Below are 18,864 nucleotides of genomic sequence, written 5' to 3'. Positions count from 1 at the left end.
GTAACATCACCCAGCCACGATTTCCGGCATGAGCGATAACAACAATAACAACATGGCTTATGACTCTCCTGCCGCCCGCGATCTGTGGCTGCGGCTTCAGCAGTGGTCGCCGGATCATCCCGGCGCCGCCCTTTCCCTCTCCCGACGGCTCCAGCTCGAAAACGGCTGGACGGCCGACTTCACCCGGCGAGCCATCGACGAATACCGGCGCTTCGCGTATCTGGCGATGGTGGCCGGGCACACCATCACCCCGTCGGACGAGGTGGATCAGGTGTGGCACACCCACCTGCTGTACAGCCGCGATTACTGGGACGACTTCTGCCCGCGGGTGCTCGGCCGACCGCTGCATCACCAGCCCAGCGACGGCGGGCCGGAGGAGGCGGCGCGTTACAGCCAGCTTTACCGGCTCACCCTGGCGAGCTACGAGCGGGTTTTCGGCGAGGTGCCGCCCCAGGATCTGTGGCCGGCGCCGGCGCTGCGCTTCGGCGGGCGCTTCCAGCGGGTCAACCTGCGCACCCACCGCGTGCTGCCCCACCTCGACCTGCCCGGCCGCCTGCGCCCGCTGCTGGCCCGGGCCCGGGGCGCGGCCGTGGCGCTGGCGGCGGCGGTGGGCCTCTCGGGCTGCGCGCGCTTCGTGGATTCGTCGCTGCCCGGCAGCCCGGGGCCGGGCACCTTTCTGTTCGTGTATCTGCTGATGATCGTGGCCGGCGTGGCGCTGGCCGTAGGGCTGCGACGCGTTCTCACCGGCAGCGCCGCGCCGGGCGACACGCGCTTCCGCCGGATCGATCTTTACGCCCTGGCCTACCTGGCCGGCCGACGACGACGAGTGCTGGAGACGGCCGCCGGCCGGCTGCACCAGCAGGGCTGCATCGCCTTCCCGGAGGGCAACCAACGCTGGGAGGCCGTCCAGCCGCCCCCGGCCGACGCCCATCCGATCGAGCAGGGTCTGTTCGCCAACGTGGCCTACGGCAAGACCATCCACGCCCGACGCCTGAGCCCCGACCTGAACGCGGCGATCGCCGACCTGCACCGGACACTCCAGGCCGAAGGGCTGATCCCCAACCGCCTGCCGGGCCTGCTGGCCGCCCTCGGCGGCGCGGCGACCCTGGCCGGGGTGGCCACCGTGGGCGGGCTGCGGTGGTGGCACGGCATGATCCAGGGCAAGCCGGTGCTGTTCGTCGCGCTGCTCACGCTGGTGGCGGGCGGGCTCGCGCTGTACCTGCTCAGGCCGCCCCGGATCACCGGCGCAGGCCGTCACGCCCTGCGGCAGACCCGCCTGCGGGTGCCACGAGGCAAGCCGATCGGGCAGCTCGACCCGATGCTGATGACCGTGCTGGCCCTGTTCGGGCTGAGTGCGCTGGCCGACAACGCGCTGGCCGACCTGAAGGCCGCCCTCCAGCCGCCCAATTCGTCGTCGGGAGGGGATGGGGGCGACGGTGGAGACGGTGGTGGGTGCGGAGGTGGCTGCGGCGGCTGACGCCCTCAGTCGCCGCACATCGCCCGGATGTCGGCCGGCACGCCCACCGCCCGGATGCGCGGCGGATCGACCAACTCCCGCACCGCAAACACCCGCACCTCGCGCCCTTCGGCGAGCACCGTGTCGCCGCGCCGGGCCACGTGGCGCATCACGAAGCTCCTGCCGCCCCAGCTGTCCACCCAGCTCTCGATCTCGATGTCCTCGCCGTAGGTGGCCGGGTTGCGGAAGCTCGCTTGGGCGTCCACCAGCGGCGTGCCGATGATGCCGGAGTCGCGCTCGGTGTCGCGCCAGCTGGGCACGCCGCAGGCGGTGAAGAACTCGCGGCTGGCGGTGTCGAACCACCGGAAGTAATTGGAAAAATGCACGATCTGCGCCGGGTCGCAATCGACGAAGGCGATCCTGTAGCGGTGGATGTGGTGATAGCCCATGGCGGGCTCCTTTCAAGATTGATGGACGAAAAAAACGGCTGCGGGGGCCTGAGCCACGCAGCCGTGAACGAGCGAAGATCGGAAGGGAAAGACCGCCCTATCGGCCGCCGATCCGCTCGGAGAGATGACCCCATTCGGGCTGGAACAGGCCGGCGTCCATCAGCTGCACGTCGCGCATGATGGGCGGGAAGGCCATGTGGGCGACCACGTCGCGCTGGATGTCGATGCCCGGCGCCACTTCGAGCAGCTCCATGCCCTCGGCGCTGAGCTGGAACACCGCCCGCTCGGTGACGTACAGCACCGTCTGGCCGATGCTCGCCGCGTAGTGGCCGCTGAAGGTGATCTGCTCCACCTGCTCGATGAACTTGCGGCTCTTGCCTTCCTTCACGATCTTCAGCCGGCCGCCCTCCACCCCGATCTCCAGCCCGCCAGCGGTGAAGGTGCCGCAGAACACCACTTTCTTGGCGTTCTGGGTGATGTTGATGAAACCGCCGCAGCCCACCGGGCGCCCGCTGAACTTGCTCACGTTCACGTTGCCCTGGCCGTCGGTCTGGGCGAGGCCCAGGAAGGCCACGTCGATGCCGCCGCCGTCGTAAAAATCGAACTGGGCCGGCTGCTCCACCACCGCCTCGGCGTTGGAGGCGTGGCCGAAATCAAAGCCCGCCGCCGGCACGCCGCCGATGGGGCCGGTCTCCAGCGTGAGCGCCATCAGGTGCTCGATTTTCTCTTCCGCCGCCACCGACGCCACGCCCTCGGGCATGCCGATGCCCAGGTTCACCACCGCGCCGGGCTTGAGCTCCATCGCCGCCCGGCGGGCGATGATCTTGCGCTCGTCCAGCGGCAGGGGCTGCATCGCCCGGGTGGGCACCTTGATGTCGCCGGCGTACACCGGGTTGAAGTAGGTGTTCATCGTCTGGAGGTGGTATTCCGGCCGGCCGATCACGATGTAATCCACCAGGATGCCGGGGATCTTCACGTCCTTCGGGTGCAGGGTGCCGTTCTTGACGATGTGCTCCACCTGCACGATCACGATGCCGCCGCTGGCCCGCGCCGCCTGGGCGATGGACAGCGACTCCAGCAGCACGCCTTCGCGAGCCATCGACACATTGCCGTTCTCGTCGGCAAACGAGCCGCGCAGCAGCGCCACATCCACCTTGGGGTTGCGGTAGTACAGCCACTCCTCGCCATCCAGATGCACCACCTCCACCAGATCCTCGGTGGCGGAGGCATTCACCTTGCCGCCCTCGATGCGCGGATCGACGAAGGTATCCAGCCCCACCTTGGTCAGAAAGCCCGGCCGCCGACCGGCGATCTGCTTGGGCAGCTGCACCAGCACGCCTTGCGGCAGGTTGTAGGCCTCGATCTTGTTTTCCATGATGAGGCGCATCAGCTCCGGCCCACCCACGCCAAAATGCCCGCCGACGATGCGCTTGAGCAGGCCTTCGCGGGCGAAGTGATGCACGCCGCGGTCCTTGCCGTTGCCGACGCCGGTGGCGTGGTAGAGGGTGAGATCCCGCGGGTGGCCGGTGGCCTCGAAGGATTCGCGGATCGCCAGCACCGCCTCTTCGGCAAAGCCGGCGAGGCCCATGCCGGTGCAGTACACCGTGGCGCCGTTCTTCACCAGATGCCCCACGTCGGAGGGCGCAATGATTCGTGCCATCGCCGCCCCCTTTATTTGGCCGACAGGCGCACGGCGCCGTCGAGGCGGATCACTTCGCCGTTGATCATCACGTTCTCGACGATGGAACGCACCAGCTGGGCAAACTCGTCCGGCCGGCCGAGCCGCGGCGGAAAGGGCGTCGCCTTGCCGAGCGAATCCTGCACGTCCTGGGGCAGCGCGGCCATCATCGGGGTGAGGAACAGCCCCGGCGCGATGGCATTCACGCGGATGCCGGAGCGGGCCAGCTCCCGGGCGATGGGCAGGGTCATGCCCACCACGCCGGCCTTGGATGCCGCGTAGGCCGCCTGGCCAACCTGACCTTCAAACGCCGCCACCGAGGCGGTATTGACGATCACGCCGCGCTCACCTTCGGCGTTGGGCGCGCCCGCCGCCATCGCTGCCGCCGCCAAGCGCACCATGTTGAAGGCGCCCACGAGGTTGATGTTCACCGTGCGGGCGAAGTTGTCGAGCGGGTGCGGGCCGTCCTTGCCCAGCACCTTCCAGGCCGGGCCGACGCCCGCGCAGTTGATGAGGCCATGGAGCGCGCCGAAGCGGCTCACCGCCAGATCGACCGCCGCCTTGCCGTCGGCTTCGCTGGTGATGTCGGTCTTGATGAAGGCGACACGGTCGCCAAGCTGGGCGGCGAGGGTCTCGCCCTTGACGACGCCCACGTCGGCGATCACGACCTTCGCGCCGCCGGCGTGGAGGTTGCGGACGGTGGCTTCGCCGAGGCCTGAGGCGCCGCCGGTGACGATGAAAACGGAATCCTGGATGTGCATGTGCTTGTCTCCTTCCTTCGTCCGGCTTATTGGCCGGCGCTGTGATTTTGTTCGCGGGGCAAACGTGGTCGCCCGGTGCGTTGAATATCGAATCGTTGGCCGGGAGTTCGCCCCGGCGGGCGACCGACTTTCTTGCTTCGCCAAGAAAGTAGGCAAAGAAGGCGACCCGGCTTCACCGGTCGGCCTGCGGCCGACTGCCCTGCGCTGCTCGCAACAGGCGGCCGGCGCGGAACTCGCCGGCTACGCCGGCTCAGACAGCCGCGCCGGACTTCTCCGCCTGTTGCTGTGCTGCTCGGCGGTTCAGACGGGCTTTGGGCGAGCACCGAGCCTTTACTGAACCGACGCAAGCGACTTGCGCTGGGGTCAATGCGGGCTATGCCCGCTCCACCAGAATCGCCATCCCCTGACCGCCGCCGACGCAGGCCGAGGCGATGCCGAACTGCTGGTCGTCCAGGTGGAGCTGGCGCGACACCGTGTGGGTGAGGCGCATTCCGGAGGCGCCCAGCGGGTGGCCGATGGCGATGGCGCCGCCGCGGGTGTTGGCGCGGTCACGGTCGAGGCCCAGTTCGCGCTCGCAGCCCAGGTACTGGGCGCCGAAGGCTTCGTTGATCTCGACGCGGCCCACGTCGCTGAGGGTGAGGCCGGCCTTGGCGAGCACGGCGCGGATCGCCGGGGCGGGGCCGATGCCCATGATCTCGGGCGGTACGCCTGCCGCCGCGCCGCCGACGATGCGGGCGAGGGGCTTGAGGCCGTGGGCGCGCACGTAATCGCCGGAAGCCACCAGCACTGCCGCGGCGCCGTCGACGATGGCCGAGCTGTTGCCGCCGGTCTGCACGCCCTTGAAGGCGGGCTTGAGCTTCTGCAGGGTTTCGAGGCTGGTAGGTTTGACGTGCTCGTCGCGCTCGAACACCGCCTTGCGGTCGGCGAGCTTGAGGAAGCGGCTCTGGTAGCCATCGAGGGCGAATTCGGCGTTGGTCACCGGCGCCACTTCGTCGGCAAAGTAGCCGCCGTCCCACGCGGCGTTGGCGCGGGCGAAGGTCTGGGCGGCGTAGGCGTCCACCTCGTCGCGGGTGATGCCGTATTTCTGGGCCACGTTCTCGGCGGTGTTGCCCATCCCCTGGCGGGTGGCCGGGTCGGTGAAGGCTTCCCACAGGAAATCCTTGAACTCGATCTGCCCCATGCGGAAGCCGGCGCGGTGGGTGTAGGCCGCCACCGGGTTGCGCGACATGGATTCGGTGCCCACCGCCAGCACCACCTGGGCGCTGCCCAGGGCGATCTGGTTGGCGGCCTGCACGATGGTCTCGAACCCCGTGCCGCAGATGCGCGTGGCGAGCATCGCCGGCGCAGTGGCCGGCACGCCGGCGTAAAGGCCGATGTGGCGCGGCAGGTAGTAGGCGTCAAAACCCGCCTGGGCCATGTTGCCGGCCACCACCGACTGCACGTCGGCGGCCGGGATGCCGGAGCGCTCGAACAGCGCCCGGGCGGCAAAGATGCCCATGTCGATGGGGTTCACGTCGCGCAGCACGCTGTTGTAATCCGCAAACGGCGTGCGGGCACCGGCGACGAGGTAAATGTCGTCGTACTTCGTGACCAGTGCGGCGGCGGTGAAGTCTTCGTAAGCCATGGGTTCAGCCTTTCTTCCGGTTGAGGAATTCCTGCATGCGGCGGTTGGCTTCGTCGCTGCTCTGGGCGATGGCGGCCGCGAGGGATTCGGTGTAGAGGCCGTTGGCCATGGACATGTCGCCGATGTTGGCAACAGCGGTGATCGATGCCCAGTTGGAGAGCGGCGCGTTGGTGGCGATCTGGCGGGCGAGCTTCATCGCCTCGTCGAGCGCCTTGCCTTCTTCCACCAGGTAGTGCGACAGGCCGAGCCGGTAGCCGTCTTCGGCGTTGTAGCGGCGGCCGGTGAGCATCATCTCGGTCATGCGGTCGGGGCCGATGATCTTGGAGACGCGCACCGAGGCGCCGCCGCCCACGAAGATGCCGCGCTGGCCTTCGGGCAGCTGGTAGAAGGTGGTCTTGTCGGCGACGCGCACGTGGGTGCTGGTGGCAAGCTCGAGCCCGCCGCCCACCACCGCCCCGTGCAGCGCCGACACCACCGGCCGGCCGCCAAACTGGATCTTCTGGAAGACCCGGTGCCACCACTGGGAGTGCTGCAGCACCTCAAAGGGCGAGCGGATCTGGTGTTCCGACAGATCCAGCCCGGCCGAGAAGTGCGCGCCCTCGCCCGAGATCACCACCACCGTGGCGTCGGCGCCAAGGCTGTCGAAGCAGGCTTCGAGATCCTCCAGCAGGCCGTTGTTCACCGCGTTGCGCTTGGCCGGCCGGTTGAGCCGGATGTGGGCGATGCTGTCTTCGATCGTGACCAGGATGTTTTCGTAATTCATGCTCTTTTCCTTGTTGTGGCACGCGGGGGTGCTGTTCTCCCTGCTCGTGCGTGTTGCTCAGACGGCGCCCGCCGGCAGGATCACGCTGTGGTCCGGCTCGTCGGCGTGCAGGCGCAGCACCAGATCGGCGCGGCGCGTCAGCACGAGGCGCTGGTTGATGTAGCCCTTGTCGGTGATCTCCCCGGCGTCGATGGAGGGCGGCTCCACCAGCAGCATCGCCCGCGCCGCCGAGCCCGCCGAACCGCCGCCCTCCTTCTTGAGCCGCGCGAGGCCGCGGGCGACCATCGCGCGCTCCGAGGGCTGGTGCAGCAGTTCTTCCACCGACGCATCGGCCGGCAGGTTGGCGGAGAGCTTTCGCAGCTCGGGGATGTTCGGGAAGATCAAAAAGCCGATCTCGTCCCGGTCGTGGCCGGTGACCACGATGTCCTGGGCCACCGGCACGAGGGCGTCGAGGCCCTTCATGCGCAGCGCGCCCACATGCACCCAGGTGCCGGTGACGAGCTTGAAGTCCTCGCCTACCCGCCCGTCGAAGAGCAGGCCCTTCTGGGGCTTGGTGGGGTCGACGAACTCCACCGCGTCGCCGATCTTGTAGAAGCCTTCCTCGTCGAAGGCGGCCTTCGAGAGCTCGGGCAGCTTCCAGTAGCCGGGCATCACGTTGTGGCCGCGCACCCGCACTTCCATCTTGTCGGCGGACGGAACCAGCTTGAGTTCGGTGCCGGGGATGGGGATGCCGATCACCCCGGAACGCTCCGGCGCGAAGTGGCTGTCGGTGCACAGGGGCGCGGTCTCGGTCGAACCCCAGCCCGACACCAGCGGCACCTGAAAGCCCAGGGTCTCCAGGGACAGGCGGTTGAGCTCGTCGTACAAGTGCTGGGGCAGCGCGGCGGCGGCGTAGAAGATCACCTGCAGGTTCTTGAAGAAGGCTTCCCGCAGGCCGGCGTCCTCATGCAGCGCCGACACCAGCATGTCGAAGCCCCGCGGCACGTTGAGATACACCGTGGGCGACACTTCGCGCAGGTTCTTCAGGCTGGTCTCGAACACGCCCGGCACCGGCTTGCCGGCATCCAGATAAAGCGTGCCGCCGTTCCGCAGCACCATGTTGAAGTTGTGGTTGCTGCCGAAGGTGTGGCTCCAGGGCAGCCAATCCACGATCACCGGCGGCTGGGCTTCGAGGAAGGGCCAGATCTGCGCCTTGGCCTGCTGGTTGGAGCAGATCATGTGCTGGGTGTTGATCACCGCCTTGGGGGCGCCCACCGAGCCCGAGGTGAACAAGAACTTGGCAATCGTGTGGCCATTCACCTGGGCGTAGGCGGCATCCACCGCCGCGGCGTCGGTGCGCTCCAGCAGCGCGGAGAACGGCACCGCGCCCTCGCCCGCACCACCGGCCGTTCCGGCCACCACCACCCCGTCATGGAGCGGCGCGATGGCTGCCAGCGCCGGGGCAAAGCGGGCGTGGTGCTCCACGAAGATCACCCCTGGCGTGATGTGCTCGATGTTGCTCTTGAGCTTGGCAAAGTCCTTCGACACCAGCGAATAGGCCTGGGAGATCGCCGACACCGGCACGCCGATGTGCATCGCCGCCAGCATCAAGATCGCGTGCTCGACGCTGTTGTCGGAGAGCACCACCACCGGGCGCTCCAGCGACAGCCTCTGGCCCAGCAGCCAGGTGGCCACGGCGCGCACGCGGGCCAGGGCCTCGGCGTAGCTCACCCGCGCCCACTCACCGTCGGCGCCGCGTTCGGCGATGAAGGTGCGCTCGGGCGCCTCGGCGGCCCAGCGCTCCAGGTGCTCGCCGAGCTTGGCCGGCACGGCGCCGAGGGTCATCGGCGAGCGCAGGATGCGGCTGCCGTCGGCGCGGTGCTCCACCATCACGGTGGCCGGCGCAAACAGCCTGCCGGGATCACGAATGATCGTTGTCATCGTTCGTGCTCCTTATTTGCCGGAAAGCATCTTCCACTCGCCGCCGGTCACGCGCACCAGCACCCGGGCGCGCTCGTCCAGCCCGAAGTGGTCATTGGCGCTCATGTTGAACACGCCGTGGGCGCCGGCGATCTCGCGTTCGGCCTCGATGGCGTCGCGCAGGCCCTTGCGGAAAGCGGGCGTGCCCGGCTTGCCGGCCTTCAGCGCGGCGGGCACGGCCTTCTCGATCAGCTTGTAGGCGTCGTAGGCGTAAGCGCCAAAGGACGACACGCTGCCCGGGCCGTACTTGGCCTCATACAGCTTGATGTATTCCAGCGCCGGCTTCTTGGACGGGTGCGAATCCGGCAGCTGGGCCGCCACCGCCACCGGGCCAATGGGCAGGATGCCGCCTTCGACGGCCTTGCCGCCGACCTTCAGGAACTCTTTGTTGGCCGCAGCGTGGGTCTGGTAGATCTGGCCCTTGTAGCCGCGCTCGAACAGCGTGGTGTGGGGCAGCGCGGCCGGCGTGCCGGAGCCGGCGACCATCACCGCGTCGGGCTTGGCGGCGACGAGCTTGAGCACCTGCCCGCTCACCGAGGTATCGACCCGGTTGTAGCGCTCCACCGCCACCAGCTTGATGCCGGCGGCTTCGGTGGCGGCGGTGATCTGCTTGAGCCAGTCTTCGCCGTACGGATCGTTGAAGCCGATGAAGCCCAGCGTCTTCACGCCAGTCTCGCGCATGTGGCCCACCAGCGCCTTGGCCATCAGCGAGTTGTGCTGGGGCGCGCGGAACACCCAGGTGTTCTTGGCGGCGGGCAGATCCACCGGGCACATGGCCACCTGCGGCGTGGCGGTTTCGTTGGCCACTTCGGCGATCGCCGCGCAGGCCGGGGTGCTGGAGGAGCCGACCAGCACATCCACCTTGTCTTCGGTCACCAGCTTGCGGGCGTTCTTGGTGGCCTGGCCGGGGTCGGTGGCGTCGTCCAGCACGATGTAGTTGATCTTCTCGCCGGCGATGGTGGTCGGCAGGATCGCGAAGGTGTTCTTCTCGGGGATGCCGAGGGACGCCGCCGGGCCGGTGGCCGAGACGGACACGCCGATGTTGATGTCGGCCTGGGCAACGCCGGCAGCAGCGATCAGAACGAGGGCGGGCAGTGCAGTGTGCTTCTTCATGGTGTCTCCTCCGTGGGATTTGATCCCGTTTCTTGTATCAGATATGAGATTTTGAACCGCGAACAAAATATACTTTACAATACTCACGGATTGCAAGAGATCGTATGTGATATTCGGAGGAGACATGAACAATTACCAAGCCCCCCTGCGCGACATGCGCTTCGTCATTCATGAACTGGTCGGCAGCACCCCGATCTGCGCCCTGCCGGCCTACGCCGACTGCGACGCAGGGCTGATCGACGCGGTGCTGGAAGAAGCCGGCCGCTTTGCCGGCGACATCCTGTCGCCCCTCAACCCGGTGGGCGACCGGGAAGGCGCCCGCTGGCTGGCGGTTGCCGACGGCAAGGGCGAGGTGCGCACCGCCACCGGCTTTGCCGATGCCTACCGGCACTTCGCCGAAGGCGGCTGGATGGCCCTGCCCTGCCCGCCCGAGTTCGACGGCCAGGGCCTGCCGCGCCTCCTGGCGGTGGCGGTGAGCGAGATGTGGAAGTCAGCCAACCTGTCGTTCTCGCATGTGGTCACGCTCACCCACGGCGCCATCGAGGCGCTGCTGATCGCCGGCTCGGACGCGATGAAAGCCACCTGGCTGCCGAAGCTCGTCTCCGGTGAATGGACGGGCACCATGAACATCACCGAGCCCCAGGCCGGCTCGGATCTCGCCGCCATCGCTTGCCGCGCGGTGCCGCAAGCCGACGGCAGCTACCGCATCAGCGGCCAGAAGATCTTCATCACCTATGGCGACCACGACATGGCCGCCAACATCGTGCATCTGGTGCTGGCCCGCACGCCGGACGCCCCGCCGGGCGTCAAGGGCCTGTCGCTGTTCATCGTGCCCAAGTTCATCCTCGATGCCGACGGCAAGCCGGGCGAACACAACGACGTGTATTGCACGTCCATCGAGCACAAGCTGGGCGTGCACGGCAGCCCCACCACCACGCTGGTCCACGGCGACCACGGCGGCTCGACCGGCTACCTGATCGGCGAGCTGGGCCGCGGGCTGGAGATCATGTTCGTGATGATGAATTCGGCGCGGCTCTCGGTGGGCACCGAAGGCCTGGGCGTTGCCCAGCGCGCCTGGCAGCTGGCGTCGGAATACGCGAAGGAGCGGGTGCAGGGCACGGACGTAACGCAAAAGGGCGGCAAGCCGGTCGCCATCGTCCGCCACCCGGACGTGCGCCGAATGCTGATGACCCAGCGCGCCCACACCGAGGCGATCCGCGCGCTGGCCTACAGCGTGGCGGCGTTGCAGGACATCGCCCATCAGTCGGACGACGCCGAGGCCCGCGCCGCCGCCCATCGCCGCGTCGAGCTGCTCACCCCCGTGCTGAAGGGCTGGAGCACCGAGAGCGCGGTGGAGCTCACCTCCCTGGCGATCCAGGTTTTCGGCGGCATGGGTTTTGTGGAAGAGACCGGCATCTCGCAATACATGCGCGACGCCCGCATCACCCCGATCTACGAAGGCACCACCGCGATCCAGGCGGCGGACCTCGCCGGCCGCAAGCTCGCCCGTGACGGCGGCGCCGTGCTCGCCATGTTGCTGGCCGACATGCGCGCCGACCAGCGCACCCTCGCTGGCGCGGGCGACCCCCTCCTCGCCGACATTGCCACCCGCCTCGCCGCCGGCCTCGACGACCTGCTGGCCGCCAGCGACGTGCTCATCGCCCGCATGGGCGCCGCCCCCGCCGCCGCACTGGTGGTGGCCGAGCCCTTCCTCAAGCTGGCCGGCACGGTGATCGGCGGCTGGCTGATGGCGAAGGCCGCCAAGGTGGCCCACGACGCCCTCGCCACCGGCAGCAGCGATCCGTTCTACCGGGAGAAGCTCGCCTCCGCCCAGTTCTACATGGGCCACATCCTCCCCAAGAGCGCCGGCCTGCGGATCACCGTGGAATCGGACAACAGCCTGCTGCTGGGGCTGCCGGACGAGGCGTTCTGATCCAGCCTCAATTACCCGGCGCCATTCGGGATGCGCCGGGTGAAATTGCCAATCGCAGGTCTCAGATTGGCAATTTCACGCCGCGATTGGCAATCGGCGGCGTGAACATTCGATTCTGTCGGCGGCGATTGCCAATCTCAGGCTGTGATTGCCAATTTCGCCCTGAGATTGCCAATCGAGCCCTGCGATTGCCAATCTGCGCCCGCAAACTGTCAATCTGACAGGCCAAACCCTTGATGCGCCCCACCAATCCACCTGGCGGCAGGCGGATTGCCCGCCAGAGCGCAGAAAACGCAAAGGCGCCGCAGCGATTGGCCATCGGGGCATGAGAGAGGGGTTGTCATCCCGTCGAATCCCGCTGCCGCGCCTGCAGACCGGATCGGCGGAGCGTAGCCCGACAACGCAGCATCAGCAGGCAGGCGCGACTGGATTGAAAGACCTCGCGCGGGCCGACCAAGCGGGTGGCACCCCGGATCATCCACGCCCCTTCCCGGGGGGCAAGGACGGAGATGATTCAGCCGCAGCAGGCGCTGCTGCTCATTGGGCCGGCCCGGTGGCATCGGCGCCGAACACCCGCTCCAGCGTCGCGGGCAGCAGCGCGGCGTTGGCTTCGCGGATGGCGGCGTGTCTGGCCTTGAGGGCAACGACTTCTGCCTGCAGACGGTCGAAGGCTTGCTGGGTGGAGAGCGGTGGCGTCGGTACTTCGATCGCCATCAGCTTATTCAGGCCCAACGTCCGATTGCGGCCAGCTCCACCCGGCGATGCCTCCCCGATTTTCAGCATGCCCCCGGTCGTCAAGAAGTAATAGCGTAAAAAGGCGGCCGTTGTAAGTTCAGGATCCACCTTGCAGGTGATGAAGCGATGAGAGCCATAACGGCCAGTGTCTTCAGGCTGGGCAATGGCAATAGCACCTTCCCAAGCAAACACATTGGAAAACACCAGATCACCCGGCTCTATCCGATACAAACGCTTCGTGCCAACCTCACCACCAGACAGCGGCTGTTTGTGGAAGGAGCCTTTACCGAATGAACGGATACCCAACTCCGGATAGCAGCCATCAGGCTCAATGGATTGCTCCCGTCGTATTAACGGAGCCACTTCTGCCATCGGCCGCAAAGGCGCGTCGGCAATGGCATCGCGGAAACGCAGGGCCAGCAGGTGCTCTGCATCGCGCTCGACCGCATCCAGATGCACCTCGACCTGTCGGGTCTTTGCGGCGAGGGCATCGAGACGGGCGACGAGGGCGTGTTGTTCGGCCAGTGGTGGCAGCGCTAAATGCTGATCTAGGAAGCGCCCCTCCTTTATGCGAACTCGGTTTGTAGTGCCCTCGCTCGCCGCCTTGCATAGTTCTGCAAAGGGAGCCGAGCGGACAAGCCAACCCATGAATGCCGCATCACAGCGCCGAGGATCACGAAGCTCAAAGGACGGGAAATCGTTACTGACGATCGCTCCGTCAAGCTCGGGCGGCACCAAGCCGATCGCGCCATTACGTGCGTCGATCTTCGACAATATCAATTGATCACGCCGGACAACCCTACGCACCGATGTAACGTCACTGCCAAGCACCTTACCCCGGCTGACAACACCCTTGCCCCATAGCTTAACCGTCACTTCATGATACTCAGTCGCCGGGTCGACGACGGCCAACTCGTCGGCACGTCGAAGCAACTCACCCAACGCAACTTTCGGCCACGCCTTCATTCCGCGCCCTCCCCGGCATCACCGCGCCCGATCCGTCGTGCCTCCAGCTCGCGCCGGGTCTTGTCCAGTTCGTCGGCCAGCAGCTTCTCATCGGGCAGCACGGTCTGGTATTCGGCGGCCAGCACCTTGTTGGGCAGGCCTTCCAGCGCGTAGTGGGCCTCGGCCGCGCCTTTTTCGGCGCACAGGATCAGGCCCACGGGCGGGTTCTCGCCGGGCTTCATCCAGTGCTCGCGGGCATAGTTGAGGTACAGGTGCATCTGGCCGGCGTCGGCATAGCCAAACCTGCCGACCTTGAGGTCGATGACGAGCAGACACTTGAGGCGACGGTGGAAGAACAGCAGGTCGACCCGAAACCATGCGTCGTCCAGCCTCAGGCGGCGCTGGCGGCCCACAAACGCAAAGTCGTCACCCAGCTCGAGCAGAAAGTCGGCCAGGTGCTGGATGAGTGCGTCCTCGAGTTCGGCTTCGGAGTATTCATCCTTGAGGTTGAGAAACTCCAGGATGAAGGGGTCCTTGATGGCTTGCTCGGGGGTGATGCCGTCATCCGGCAGGGCCGCCTCGCCCTGGCGCAGCATCGCGGCCTTGTTGTGCGACAGGGCGGTGCGCTCGTAGAACTGGCTGCTCACCTGCCGGTCGAGCTGGCGCACCGACCAGCCGCCGCGCAGGGCTTCAGTCTCATAAAAGGCGCGGGCCTGGAGGTTGCGTACCGAGAGCAGGCGCACGTAGGCCGACCAGGGCAAGGGGAACATCTGCGCCAGCAAGGACAGATCGATCGACTTGCGGGACAGCGCGTCGGCGATGGCCGTCGAAGCCGCGGATTGTGCAGACAGCGTCTGCACAATCCGGTCAGCGGGCCAGGCGAGGTAGAAGGCGCGCATCTGCGCCAGGTTGCGTGCGCCAAACCCGCGGCCAAAGGCTCGGGTGAGGTCGGCGGCCAGGCGCTGGATGAGGGCGTCGCCGTATTCGGCCCGCGCCTGCCCGCCCTGCTCGAACTCGACGATGCGCCGGCCGATCTCCCAGTAAGAGGCGGTCATCAGGGCATTGACACTGCGTGCCGCGGCGCGGCGGGCGGCCTCGAGCAGCGCGACGATGCCGCCGTGGACGGCTGCGTAGTCGGCCTGATCCAGGATGGCAGGGGTGCCGGGCGCGGTCATGCCTGCACCTCGGCAACCAGGGCCTCGATCTCGCCCAGAAGCCGCATCACCTCGGCCTCGTGGCTGCGCATCGAGGCGATCAGATCCCTGGGATCCGCGTGCTCCAGCCCCGCCTTGGCGTTGGGGTTCTTGATGTCGAGGTTGTAGATGGGCCAGTACAGCGCGTCGCCCTGGGCCTGCGCAGCCTTGGCGGCCGAGTCGTGGGCTTGCTGCGTGGCCTTGAGGTCACGCAGCCGCAGCTGGAGCTTTGCCTTGTCTTTGGTGCCGGCAGCCGCCAGCGCGCCCTCGGATTCGCGGATGGCCTTACTCAGCGCCATGGCGGCGGCGCGCTCGGCGCTCGCGTGATTCCAGTGCGGAGTGGCGGCTTCAAGGGCCGCAGCGCGGCGGGCGGCAAAATCCACCTTCCAGGCGTGGGGGCCTTCTTCACGGGCGCTCCACCAGGCCAGGGCCGGGGCAAACTCGTCGAACTGCAGCGGCGCGGTCTTGCTGTACTTCTTGCGGCCCTCGGGCAGCGGCAGCTCGTAATACCAGACGGTGTCGGTCGGGCCGCCACGCTCGAAGAACAGCAGGTTGGCCGGGATGTCGGTGTAGGGGGCGAAGACCCCTTGCGGCAGGCGCACGATGGTGTGGAGCCTGAACTCCTTGAGCATCTCCTCCTTGATGACGGCGCACACGCCATCGCCAAACAGCGTGCCGTTGGGCACGACCACGGCAGCGCGACCGCCGCGGAGGGCTGGCTTGCCGCCGGGCACCGGGGCGCCGGCTACCCGCAGCTTGCGCATGATGTACTGCAGGAAGAGGAGCGCGGTTTCAGCTGTCTGCATGGAGGCCGGGAAGTTGGCCTTGATGCCGACTTCTTCCTCTCCGCCGAAGGGCGGATTGGTGAGAATGACATCCACCCGCTCGCTGTGGCCGATCTCGTTGATGCGGCGCTCGAGCGTGTTGCCGTAGGCGATCTGCGGCGCCTCCAGCCCGTGCAACAGGAGGTTCATCTGCGCCAGCATGTAGGGCAGCGGCTTGGCCTCCTGGCCATACAGGGTGTCGTGCTGCAGGGTGCGGCGCAAATCGGGTGAGTTCACCTGTCGGGCGATGTGGTCGTAGGCCTCGACCAGAAAGCCGCCGGTGCCGCAGGCCGGATCGAGCACAGTTTCCCCCAGCCGCGGATCGGTCACCTGCACCATGAAGCGCACCACCGGACGCGGGGTGTAGAACTCGCCCGCGTCGCCAGCCGCGTCGCGCATCTCGCGCAGCATGGATTCATACAGATGCGAGAGGGTGTGGATTTCCTCGCTGGCCGAGAAATGGATGGCGTTGATCTTGTTGATGATGTCGCGCAGCAGATAGCCGCTGACCATGCGGTTCTGCACGCCCTTGAACACGTTGGCGATGACTTCGCGCTGGCTGCCCTTCTCGCCCTCGCCAGCGAGCCCGCGGAGGTAGGCAAACAGGCCCTTGCCGGTGCTGCCGTCCGCACGCCGGGTGGTCTCCTGGCCAATGAAGGCCAGCAGTTCGTCGCCGCTGATGCCATCGTCACGGGCCGCCCAGTCGCGCCAGCGGTAAGGGGATTCGATGATGGGCTGGTAGCGCTTGCCATCGAGTTCGGCTTCTTCTGCGTGAGCGATCTCAAGGTCGTCGAGAAACTTGAGGAACATCACCCAGGTGAGCAGCGGCAGGCGATCCACGTCGCCGTTGAGCCCCTTGTCCTTGCGCAGGATCTTGCGAGCGGTGCCGATCAGAGCCGAGAGGTTTTCGCGGGTGGTGAGCGGCGTGCGGGCCTTGCGGGGCGCACGGGCCTTCTTTTCGCCGGGCGTGGCGGCGGTATTTCTGACCATTGGGGTGAATTCTCGTTATTGGTAGAGCGCGTGCTGGAGCCGGACGACGGCGTCCTTCATGCCGCGCACGCCGCCAAAGTGGCGGGTGGCGATTTCAGTGGGATTTCCGTAGCGGTCGAAGGGCTTCACCTTCAGCAGCTCGGACAGCACATTGAACTGCAGGATGCCGCGCTCGATGTAGCGGTCGAGCAGCAGCGTGAGGATTTCGCGGGCGGTGTCGCCGTATTGGGCGAACAACTCCCGGGCCTGCCGCCTCGCACTGTCTGCGCGCTGCCGCCGGGTAAGCAGCGGCGCGTTCCAGGCCAGATGGCAAAGCAGGTCGAGGGGGTCGGCATCCGGTAGTTCGCTGTTGGCCGCCAGCTCTTCAAAGCTGATGCCCCGCCGGGTGAGTTCGCGCAGCACCTCGGCGCGGGTGTCGGGGTTGGCCCAGGCGGTTTGCAGCGCCTCGCGGGTGGGATAGAGGGTGCGAACGGAACGGCCGGAATACTCGGTGTACTTCACCACCTGCAGCTTCTTGCCGTCGGAGTCGAGGTCGTAGATGAGGTGGCCGATCACCTCCACCTCTCCGCCATCGACGTAGAACTTGCGCGGTTCGGGCGGAGGCTGGTTGATTGGCAGACCAGCGTCCGGCCCGAACTGCTCCTCGGTAAGCCCGTATTCGACTGGCAGATCATCAACTGGCACCTCGGCTTCATGCAGCGTCTCGGACTCCCCCACCGGATCGCCGGCCTCGTCGACGGTAACTTCTTCGATCCGGGCCGGCTCGCCATCGAAATCAGGGTCGGCAAAGTGACGCGTGGCCGTGCCGGTGAAGTCGATGATGTTGAAGTACTCCTTGCCGTAATCGACCTTCAGCCGGGTGCCGCGACCGACGATCTGCTTGAACTCGGAGCGGGAGCCCACCACCCTGGCCAGCACCACATTCTTGACCATCTCGGCGTCCACGCCCGTGGTCAGCAGCTGGGATGTGGTGAGGATGACGGGCGTCGGCTTGTCCACGTCCTGAAAGTTCGACAGGTGGGTGAGGCCGATTGCGCCCTCATCGGCGGTGACGCGGCAGACGTAATCGGGGTACTGCCTGACAAGATCACTGTTCAGATTGAGGAGTTCCTGCCGCATCTCGGCCGCATGCTCCTGATCCACACAGAACACGAGCGTCTTGGCAAAACGGTCGGTGCCCTTGAGCAGGTCGGTGAGATGCCGGGCCATGGCACGCGTACGGGAGCGCAGGGCAACGACGCGTTCGAAATCCTTGGTCTGATATTCCTCGTCGGGCACGGGCCGGCCATAGCGATCCAGTTCGTTCTTGCTGGGGCGCCAGCCGGCGGCGTCCACGGTGGTGATGACCCGATGCACGCGATAAGGAGCAAGAAAACCGTCCTCGATTCCCTGGCGCAGGCTGTAGGTGTAGACCGGGTTGCCGAAATACGCGTAGCTGTCGCGGGATTCCTCGCGCAGTGGCGTGGCGGTCATCCCGAACTGCACCGCAGGCTCGAAGTAATCCAGCACTGCACGCCAGGCGCTCTCGTCGCGACTGGAGCCGCGATGACATTCGTCAATGATGATCAGGTCGAAAAAATCCGGGCGGTACTGGCGGAACACCTCGGCCCCAGCGGTGGAGAGTGCCTGATAGATGCCGAAGTACATGTCCCGGCCCTGGCTCGTGTCGCCGCCGGCGATCTTGTGGCGTGCATCGCCGAAGGGCGCGAACATTTTGGCCATCGGGTCATCGACCAGGATGTTGCGATCGGCAAGAAACAGAATCTTCGGGCGACGGTACTCGCCTGCGCGGTTCCAGCGGCTGCTCCAGAGCTTCCAGCAGATCTGGAAGGCCACACAGGTCTTGCCGGTGCCGGTAGCCAGGGTGGCGAGGATGCGCGTCTGACCGCGGAGGATCGCCTCGATCACGCGGTGGATCGCAATCTGCTGGTAGTAGCGCGGCACCTTGCCGGAAACAAGGTTGAAAGGCTCCAGCAGGTGGGCAGCCGCGTCCGGTGGGAGCAACTGCACCGCGGTCAAACGGGCAAAGAGCTCATCGGGTGTGGGGTAGCGATCGACCTCACGCTCGGTGCCAGCGGTGTAGTCAATCTCGATGATGCGCGGGCCGTTGGTGGCATAGGCGAACTTCAGCCCGAGAATCTCGGCGTACTCACGCGCCTGCTGTACGCCGGCCTCCGCCGGCACATTGCTTTCCTTGGCCTCGACCACGGCCAAGGGATAGTCCCGGCGGTAATACAGCAGGTAGTCAGCCCTTTTCAGCTTGCCGCGCCGAACCTTTCCCCCCGCGACGATGATGCGGCCGTTGGTGAAGCTGCGCTGCTCGCCGATGGCATGGGGCGCGCTTCCCCAGCCGGCCTCCATCAAGCGGGGCGTGACGAGCACCCGGCAGGTGTCCGCTTCGGTGATTAGACCATCCCGTACGATCTCGCCCTTCATCGTGT

Annotated in this window: 13 protein-coding genes; 2 read left to right on the top strand and 11 right to left on the bottom strand. The window is 66.8% G+C overall.

Annotation, left to right across the window (positions count from 1 at the left end):
- The first annotated feature begins 28 nt into the window (after window positions 1–28).
- Window positions 29–1,477: a TIGR04222 domain-containing membrane protein gene (locus GH681_RS17090; RefSeq protein WP_153162745.1), complete on the top strand. Its 1,449-nt coding sequence runs from the start codon at window positions 29–31 to the stop codon at window positions 1,475–1,477.
- Window positions 1,478–1,482: 5 nt separating this feature from the next.
- On the opposite strand, the gene GH681_RS17085 is transcribed toward GH681_RS17090, so the two are convergent.
- From GH681_RS17085 to GH681_RS17055, 7 genes are all read right to left on the bottom strand, one after another.
- On the bottom strand, window positions 1,483–1,905 hold the full coding sequence (locus tag GH681_RS17085; RefSeq protein ID WP_153162744.1) for a thioesterase family protein: 423 nt from the start codon (window positions 1,903–1,905) through the stop codon (window positions 1,483–1,485).
- A gap of 97 nt (window positions 1,906–2,002) precedes the next feature.
- Window positions 2,003–3,565, bottom strand: a complete 1,563-nt coding sequence (locus tag GH681_RS17080; protein ID WP_153162743.1) for an acyl CoA:acetate/3-ketoacid CoA transferase — start codon at window positions 3,563–3,565, stop codon at window positions 2,003–2,005.
- An 11-nt stretch (window positions 3,566–3,576) separates the two neighbouring features.
- A complete protein-coding gene (locus tag GH681_RS17075) occupies window positions 3,577–4,344 on the bottom strand; it encodes a 3-hydroxyacyl-CoA dehydrogenase (protein WP_153162742.1) in 768 nt (255 codons plus the stop codon).
- Between the two features lie 373 nt (window positions 4,345–4,717).
- The gene (locus tag GH681_RS17070; protein ID WP_153162741.1) at window positions 4,718–5,968 is read right to left on the bottom strand and encodes a thiolase family protein; all 1,251 of its coding nucleotides are present in this window, start codon (window positions 5,966–5,968) and stop codon (window positions 4,718–4,720) included.
- A 4-nt stretch (window positions 5,969–5,972) separates the two neighbouring features.
- The gene (locus tag GH681_RS17065) at window positions 5,973–6,731 is read right to left on the bottom strand and encodes a crotonase/enoyl-CoA hydratase family protein (RefSeq protein ID WP_153162740.1); all 759 of its coding nucleotides are present in this window, start codon (window positions 6,729–6,731) and stop codon (window positions 5,973–5,975) included.
- A 57-nt stretch (window positions 6,732–6,788) separates the two neighbouring features.
- Complete coding sequence (locus tag GH681_RS17060) at window positions 6,789–8,651, bottom strand: feruloyl-CoA synthase (protein ID WP_153162739.1); 1,863 nt, start codon at window positions 8,649–8,651, stop codon at window positions 6,789–6,791.
- A 12-nt stretch (window positions 8,652–8,663) separates the two neighbouring features.
- Complete coding sequence (locus tag GH681_RS17055) at window positions 8,664–9,803, bottom strand: ABC transporter substrate-binding protein (RefSeq protein WP_153162738.1); 1,140 nt, start codon at window positions 9,801–9,803, stop codon at window positions 8,664–8,666.
- 124 nt (window positions 9,804–9,927) lie between these two features.
- Here GH681_RS17055 and GH681_RS17050 point away from each other — a divergent pair, with 124 nt between their 5' ends.
- Entirely contained in the window at window positions 9,928–11,736 is a 1,809-nt protein-coding gene (locus tag GH681_RS17050; RefSeq protein ID WP_153162737.1) for an acyl-CoA dehydrogenase, read from the top strand.
- Between the two features lie 537 nt (window positions 11,737–12,273).
- Here the strand turns inward: GH681_RS17050 and GH681_RS17045 are convergent.
- The 4 genes from GH681_RS17045 to hsdR are packed head-to-tail and all read right to left on the bottom strand — an operon-like array spanning window position 12,274 to window position 18,859.
- Window positions 12,274–13,437, bottom strand: coding sequence for a restriction endonuclease subunit S (locus GH681_RS17045; protein WP_153162736.1), 1,164 nt, complete (start codon window positions 13,435–13,437; stop codon window positions 12,274–12,276).
- Window positions 13,434–14,591, bottom strand: coding sequence for a YhcG family protein (locus GH681_RS17040; protein ID WP_153162735.1), 1,158 nt, complete (start codon window positions 14,589–14,591; stop codon window positions 13,434–13,436). The genes GH681_RS17045 and GH681_RS17040 overlap by 4 nt, the downstream gene beginning before the upstream one ends.
- Window positions 14,588–16,423 carry a class I SAM-dependent DNA methyltransferase gene (locus GH681_RS17035; RefSeq protein WP_153162734.1) on the bottom strand — a complete coding sequence of 612 codons (1,836 nt, stop codon included), beginning with the start codon at window positions 16,421–16,423 and terminating at the stop codon, window positions 14,588–14,590. Before GH681_RS17035 ends, GH681_RS17040 begins: the two co-directional genes overlap by 4 nt.
- A gap of 15 nt (window positions 16,424–16,438) precedes the next feature.
- On the bottom strand, window positions 16,439–18,859 hold the full coding sequence (hsdR, locus tag GH681_RS17030; protein ID WP_153162733.1) for an EcoAI/FtnUII family type I restriction enzme subunit R: 2,421 nt from the start codon (window positions 18,857–18,859) through the stop codon (window positions 16,439–16,441).
- Window positions 18,860–18,864 lie beyond the last annotated feature (5 nt).

Source organism: Zoogloea sp. 1C4 (assembly GCF_009469605.1).
GTDB lineage: Bacteria > Pseudomonadota > Gammaproteobacteria > Burkholderiales > Rhodocyclaceae > Zoogloea > Zoogloea oryzae.
This window is presented reverse-complemented; position numbering and strand designations above follow the sequence as displayed.